The organism is Planomonospora algeriensis, from assembly GCF_977012225.1.
This window is the reverse complement of record NZ_CDRNDK010000341.1, coordinates 1-6978: the sequence shown is the minus strand read 5'-3', so window position 1 is coordinate 6978 and position 6978 is coordinate 1. Positions and strand designations below refer to the sequence as shown.

At 72.6% G+C, this 6978-nt stretch carries 5 protein-coding genes and 1 pseudogene; 3 read left to right on the top strand and 3 right to left on the bottom strand.

Annotation, left to right across the window (positions count from 1 at the left end; translation table 11 throughout):
- Both ACWJ6R_RS26795 and ACWJ6R_RS26790 read right to left on the bottom strand, forming a co-directional pair.
- A partial coding sequence (locus ACWJ6R_RS26795) for an arginine deiminase family protein (RefSeq protein ID WP_449064892.1) occupies positions 1-489 on the bottom strand: 489 nt, incomplete at its 3' end.
- A complete protein-coding gene (locus ACWJ6R_RS26790; RefSeq protein WP_449064891.1) occupies positions 486-1943 on the bottom strand; it encodes an amino acid permease in 1458 nt (485 codons plus the stop codon). The genes ACWJ6R_RS26790 and ACWJ6R_RS26795, both read right to left, overlap by 4 nt.
- A 350-nt stretch (positions 1944-2293) precedes the next feature.
- Here ACWJ6R_RS26790 and ACWJ6R_RS26785 point away from each other — a divergent pair, with 350 nt between their 5' ends.
- From ACWJ6R_RS26785 to pflA, 3 genes are all read left to right on the top strand, one after another.
- On the top strand, positions 2294-3259 hold the full coding sequence (locus ACWJ6R_RS26785) for an Acg family FMN-binding oxidoreductase (RefSeq protein ID WP_449064890.1): 966 nt from the start codon (positions 2294-2296) through the stop codon (positions 3257-3259).
- A gap of 142 nt (positions 3260-3401) precedes the next feature.
- Positions 3402-5663, top strand: coding sequence for a formate C-acetyltransferase (gene pflB, locus ACWJ6R_RS26780; protein WP_449064889.1), 2262 nt, complete (start codon positions 3402-3404; stop codon positions 5661-5663).
- On the top strand, positions 5629-6411 hold the full coding sequence (gene pflA, locus ACWJ6R_RS26775; RefSeq protein WP_449064888.1) for a pyruvate formate-lyase-activating protein: 783 nt from the start codon (positions 5629-5631) through the stop codon (positions 6409-6411). The genes pflB and pflA overlap by 35 nt, the downstream gene beginning before the upstream one ends.
- A gap of 92 nt (positions 6412-6503) precedes the next feature.
- Here the strand turns inward: pflA and ACWJ6R_RS26770 are convergent.
- Positions 6504-6978: pseudogene (locus tag ACWJ6R_RS26770) on the bottom strand (saccharopine dehydrogenase); the annotation flags it as partial.

Here is a 6978-nt window from a genome sequence, read left to right as displayed (position 1 = left end):
GGAGGTGTCGCGGGTGAACAGGTGGTTGGGCAGCGGCGGCAGGACGAAGCCGTCCGTCTCCAGCGTGCGGAACGCCACCGAGTTCCCCGGCTCGCAGCCGTACTCCATCAGCTCCCGCTTGGTGATGCCGCCGGTGAGGAAGCGCGCCAGCGTGGCCGGGTCCATCGCGTCGAGAGTGTTGCGGACGGCGTCGGCGGCCAGCGGCCCGAACACGCGCTCGTCGATGACGCCGTCGAGGATGTGCCTGCGGCCTTCGAGGACGGTGACCGTCTCGCGGAGCAGGTCGGTCAGGAGGTGGACGGTGATGCCCCGGTCCCGCAGGACCTGCTGCCACTCCAGGTGCTCCTCCACCGCGCGCTGCACCCACAGCACGTCGTCGAAGAGGAACTCGTCCTTGTTGGAGGGGGTCAGCCGCTTCAGCGAGAGCTCCGGCTTGTGCAGGACGACCTGCCGGAGCCGGCCGACCTCGGAGTCGACGTGGAAGGTCATCGCGGTTCTCCTGTCGTTCTCTTGATCTCCCTGGGGCCGTACTCGCCGCGCGAGGCCTTGACCCAGATGTAGACGGGGATGCCCGCCAGCAGCATGAGCGTTCCCTGGAAGACGGCGTCGGCGCCCGCACCGAAGATCATCCAGAAGCTGAACAGCAGGGCCGTGACCGCCAGGGCCATGTTCCAGGCCAGGCCCTTGCGCGCCGCCTGCCGCTCCCCGGTGGCCAGCCAGAACAGCTGGGCGGCGGCGGAGAACAGGTAGGGCACGACCGTGGTGAAGGCGGCCAGCAGCAGGATGGTGTTGAAGGCGTTCTCCGCGGCGAAGGCCAGCACGAACGTGATCGAGGTCAGGGCCGTGCCGGCGACGATGCCGACCCACGGCACGTTGCCGCCGCGCATCCGGGTGAACATCTTCGGGAACAGGCCGTCGCGGGCGGCGGCCATCGGCATCTCGGCGACCAGCAGGGTCCACCCGTTCAGCGCGCCGATACCGGAGATGATCGCGAAGGCGGCCATCACCACGCCCCAGGCGCTGCCGCCGAACATCGCGTTGATCGCGTCGGCGAAGGGGGCCGTGGAGTCCACCAGCTTGTCGTGCGGGACGGTGCCGAAGACGGCGACGGTGCCGAGCATGTAGAGCACCGCGCAGGCCAGGGTGCCGTAGACGCTGGCGCGGCCGATGTTGCGCTCGGGGTCGGCGACCTTCTCCGCGGCGATGCTGGCGCTCTCCACGCCGGAGTAGGCGAACAGCACCAGCGCGGCCGCCACCGAGATCGCGCCGATCCACGAGCCGTCCGTGGCGTTGAAGGGGCCGAAGTTGTCCGCCCGGACGAAGAACAGGCCGACGATCGCGACGAAGATCAGCGGCGCGAACTTCAGAATGGTGGTGACCAGCTGGAACACGCCCATCTTGGTGACGCCGGCGAGGTTGATGAGCGCCGGGATCCACAGGCCCGTCAGTCCGATGACCACCTGGGCGGGGACGCTGCTCCAGTCCAGCCCGAACGCGGCGTCGGCGAAGTAGACGACGTAGCCGACCCAGGCGAAGGCGATGCCGGCGTTGCCCGCCCAGGCGGTGATCCAGAAGGACCAGGCGTTGAGGAAGCCGGGGAACTCCCCGAAGCCCTCACGGGCGTAGGCGTACGGCCCGCCGGAGGCCGGGATGCGCCGGCCGAGCCGACCGAAGACGACGGCGAGCGCGAGCGCGCCGAGGGTGACGATGCCGAACGCCAGGATGCTCACGGTTCCGAACGCCGCCAGCGAGGCCGGGAGCAGGAAGATCCCGGTGCCGACGATGTTCCCGACGACCAGCGCCGTCGCCTGGGGCAGTCCCAGGCGGGCGCCGCCCCCGGCACGCGCGGGTGGCGTGCCCTCCTGTGGCGGCCGCTCCGCGGCGCGGGCCGGCCGTTCTGCGGCGAGCGTGCCTCGTGGGCGCCCGCCTGATTCCTTTGCCATTGTGCTTTCCCTGGGTGGTGACCTGGCCGCTCGCCGGTCGGCGGCGGTCTCCCCACGGCATGGACCGCTCGGCGGTCCGGGTCTGCTTTCGCACCGGGGGAGGCGGCCGGACGGTGGTCCGGGCCTCCTGCGGGAGGGGTCGTCCCCATTCGACCCTCCGTGACGGGCCGTTCACCCAGCCGAACGGCCTTTACCTGGAGGACCTCCGTCCTCCCTCCGCTCGCCCGTCCCGGCCCCGGGACGGGGCGGAGGCTTCCCGGGTCCCGAGTCCCCCTCCCGGGGGGACCTTCGGCCCTGCCCCGGGAGCCGGACGGTGCGCCAGCCTCGAAAGGGACCAAGGAGGTTCCGCCATGCTCAGTCCACTCGCCACCCACGCCGGCCTGCGGCGGCTCGTCACCGCGGCGGGCGCCGCGCCGTCGGTGCACAACACCCAGCCGTGGCGTTTCGGCGTCCACCGCCGCGAGCACATCGAGCTCCACGCCGACCTGGACCGCTGGCTGCCGGTGGCCGACCCGCGCGGCCGGTCGCTCCACATCAGCTGCGGCGCCGCCCTGCTCAACCTGCGCCTGGCACTGCGCGTCGCCGGCTGGCGGCCGGTCTCCTGGCCGCTGCCCGAGATCGGGGACGACGGGTCCACCCTGCTCGCCGCGGTGCGGCCGGTACGGGCTCCGCTCGCCTCGGTGGCCGAGCACGAGCTGTACGCCGCCATCCAGGACCGCCGCACCAACCGCCGGCCCTTCTCCGGCGCCCTCGTCCCCCCGGGGGTCATGGCGGAGCTGGCCGCGGCGGTCCGGATGGAGGGCGCCGACCTGGTCTGCGTGGGCGGCCCCGCGGGCACCGCGCTACTGGAGGAGGTCGCCATGGCCGAGGAGCGGCTCGCCAGCGACGCCGAGTACCGGGCGGAGCTCGTCCGGTGGACGGGCGGGGACGGGCAGCGCCGCGACGGGCTCCCGCCCTACGTCCAGGGTCCGCGCCCCGACGGCGCCTCCGTGCCCGTCCGCGGCTTCGCCCGCGCGAGCCGGGAGACCGCCCGCTTCGAGGCCCGCCCGCAGCTGGTGGTCGTGACCACCTCCGGCGACGGCCCGCAGGACTGGCTCCGGGCCGGCCAGGCGCTGCAGCGCATGCTGCTGGTCGCCACCCTGCACGGGGTGTCGGCCTCTTTCCTCAACCAGCCGCTGGACCTGCGCGACATGCGCCACCACACCGATCCGCGGCACCGGCGCGGCCACCCCCAGATGATCGTCCGCCTCGGCTACGGGCCCGCCGTGCCGCGTGCGCCCCGGCGGCCGGTCCCGGAGGTCCTCAGCGCCGCGTGAGCGGCCGCCGGCGGGGCCTTCGCCACGGCCGCGAGCCCGCTCGTGACGAAGGTCCCGCCCTCCGGTGACGTCCGCCTCCGGCCCGCGCTCCCGCCGGGAGGCGACCATTGACCACAGCAGGAATCGAACCAGGAGGTCCCCCATGAGCACGACGACCGAGACCGGACGAGCGGCCGAGCAGGGCGCCTGGCGCGGCTTCCAGCCGGGCATCTGGTGCTCCGCCGTCGACGTGCGGGACTTCGTGCGGGCCAACTACACGCCCTACACCGGGGACGACGGCTTCCTGGCCGGGCCGACGGAGCGCACACTGGCCGTCTGGGGCCGCCTGACCTCGATGTTCCCCGAGGAGCGGGAGCGCGGCATCTACGACGCGGACGGCTCGACCCCGTCGACGATCACCTCGCACGCCCCCGGGTACATCGACCGGGAGAACGAGCTGATCGTCGGTCTGCAGACCGACGCCCCGCTGAAGCGGGCGATCATGCCGAACGGCGGGCTGCGGATGGTCGAAAGCGGCCTGGCGGCCTACGGGTACGCGCTCGACCCCCGGGTCAAGGAGGTCTTCACCAAGTACCGCAAGACCCACAACGCGGGGGTGTTCGACGCCTATACCCCGCGGGTGCGCGCGGCGCGCCGCTCGCACATCGTCACCGGTCTGCCCGACGCCTACGGCCGCGGCCGGATCATCGGTGACTACCGGCGCGTCGCCCTTTACGGTGTAGATCAATTGATCGCGGCCAAGAAGGCCGAGCTGCGCACCCTGGACGAGGCGCCCTCCACCGCGGACGTCATCCGCGACCGGGAGGAGCTGGCCGAGCAGGTCCGCGCGCTGGGCGAGCTGGCGGAGATGGCCGCCTCCTACGGCTTCGACGTCTCCGGGCCCGCCGCGACGGCGCAGGAGGCGATCCAGTGGCTCTACTTCGGCTACCTGGCCGCGGTCAAGGAGCAGAACGGCGCCGCCATGTCGCTGGGCCGTACCTCCACCTTCCTGGACGTCTACCTCCAGCGCGACCTGGACGAGGGCGTGATCGACGAGGTCCGGGCCCAGGAGCTGATCGACGACTTCGTGGTCAAGCTGCGGATCGTCCGGTTCCTGCGCACCCCCGAGTACGACCAGCTCTTCTCCGGCGATCCGACCTGGGTCACCGAGTCGATCGGCGGCATAGGCCGCGACGGCCGCACCCTGGTCACGAAGACGAGCTTCCGCTTCCTGCAGACCCTGCACAACCTCGGGCCCGCGCCCGAGCCCAACCTGACCGTGCTCTGGTCGCCCGACCTGCCGGAGGGCTTCAAGCGGTTCTGCGCGCGGACCTCCATCGAGACCAGCTCGATCCAGTACGAGAACGACGACCTGCTCCGGCCCGCGTTCGGCGACGACACCGCCATCGCCTGCTGCGTGTCCGCCGCGCCCGTCGGCCGGCAGATGCAGTTCTTCGGCGCCCGGGTGAACCTGGCCAAGACCCTGCTGTACGCCATCAACGGCGGCCGCGACGAGATCACCGGCGAGCAGGTCGGCCCCGCGCACCCGCCGGTGGCCGGCGACCGGCTCTCCTACGACGAGGTCGCCGCCGCCCTGGACAAGATGATGGACTGGCTGGCCGAGACCTACGTCGACGCGCTGAACGTCATCCACTACATGCACGACAAGTACGCCTACGAGCGCATCGAGATGGCGCTGCACGACTACCCGGTCAAGCGCACCCTCGCCTGCGGCATCGCCGGCCTGTCGGTGGCCGCCGACAGCCTGTCGGCCATCAGGTACGGCGGCGTGCGGGTGATCCGCGACGAGACCGGCCTGGCGGTCAACTACGTCGTCGAGGGCGACTACCCCGCCTTCGGCAACGACGACGACCGGGTCGACGACATCGCCGCCGGGCTGGTCCGGAGCTTCATGAACAAGATCCGCGCCTACCCGTCCTACCGCGGCGCCGAGCACACCCAGTCGGTGCTGACCATCACCTCCAACGTGGTGTACGGCAAGCACACCGGCAACACCCCCGACGGCCGCCGCACGGGCGAGCCGTTCGCCCCGGGCGCCAACCCGATGAACGGCCGCGACCGGCACGGCATGGTCGCCTCCGCGCTCTCGGTCGCCAAGCTCCCGTACAACGAGGCCAAGGACGGCATCTCGCTGACCAACACGGTGACGCCGGCCGGGCTGGGCCGTACGCCCGAAGAGCGGGTCGCCAACCTCGCGGGCGTGCTCGACGGCTACTTCGACGGCGGCGGCTTCCACATGAACGTCAACGTCCTCAACCGGGAGATCCTGCTGGAGGCGATGGAGCACCCCGAGAAGTACCCGCAGCTCACCATCCGCGTCTCCGGCTACGCCGTCAACTTCGTCCGCCTGACCAGAGAGCAGCAGCTCGATGTCCTCAACCGCACCTTCCACGGCTCGGTCTGACGCCGGGGCCGCGGCCCCGGCCACCACCGGCTCCGTCCACTCCTGGGACCTGTCCACGGGCGTGGACGGACCGGGCACCCGCTTCGTGGTCTTCACCTCCGGCTGCCCGCTGCGCTGCCTGTACTGCCACAACCCCGACACCTGGCGGATGCGGGACGGGCGGCCCACCACGGTCGACGAGCTGATGGCGCGCGCCGAACGCTACCGGCGGTTCATCCGGATCGCCGGCGGCGGCGTCACCGTCAGCGGCGGCGAACCGCTGCAGCAGCCCGCCTTCACCGGCGAGTTCCTGCGCCGCTGCCACGAGAGCGGCCTGCACACGGCCCTGGACACCTCCGGCTACCTGGGCGCCCGCGCGAGCGACGCGATGCTGGCCGACGTCGACCTCGTCCTGCTGGACGTCAAGTCCTGGAACCCGGAGACCTACCGGAAGACGACCGGGAACGAACTCGCCCCGACGCTGCGCTTCGCGCGCCGCCTGGCCGAGCTGGGCAAGCCCACCTGGATCCGGTTCGTCCTGGTCCCGGGCCTGACCGACGCCGAGGACAACGTCGACGGCCTGGCCCGCTTCGCCGCCGCCCTGCCCAACGTCGAGCACGTCGACGTCCTGCCGTACCACCGGATGGCCGAGGCGAAGTACGCCGGGCTCGGCCTGCCCTACCCGCTGCCCGGCGTCGAACCGCCGGACGCCGCCCTCCTGGAGCGCGTGCACGCGCAGTTCCGCGCCCACGGGGTGCGCAGCCGCTGAGACCCGGACCGGCGGGGCGGTGTCCCCCGCCCGCGCGGGCCGCGGCCTCCCGGAGCTCGCCCGCGTGACCGCCCCCGGGGCCCCGCCGGATCTCACCCGCGTGAGTCCCGCAGCACCCTGAAGGTGATCCCCGCCCGCTGCAAACGGGCGATCAGCGCCTCGCCCATCGCCGCGGCGGTGGTGGTCTGGCCCGCGGTCTCCGGCAGGTCGTCGAAGGCCAGGCAGAGCGCCGACTCCCCCAGCATCTTCGCGGTCTCGTCGTAGCCGGGATCGCCGCCGGAGACCTCGGTGACCACCCGCTCGCCGCCGCCGCGCCCGTCGAAGGTGACGGTGAACCAGCTCTCCGCCCGCTGCTCGGGGGTGGGCCCGCCGCCGGGCGGGAAGCGCTCCAGCAGCCGGGAGCGCACCGGCGGGAGCTGCGCCAGGAGCGCCAGGGCCCCGGCCCCCGCGGCCAGGCCCAGCGCCTCGGGCAGCCGCCTGACCGCCAGGTGGTGGCGGTAGGTGAAGTCCGGGCCGTAGCGCTCCAGCGCGCGGGCGGAGCGGGCGACGATCCGCGGGTCGATCGTG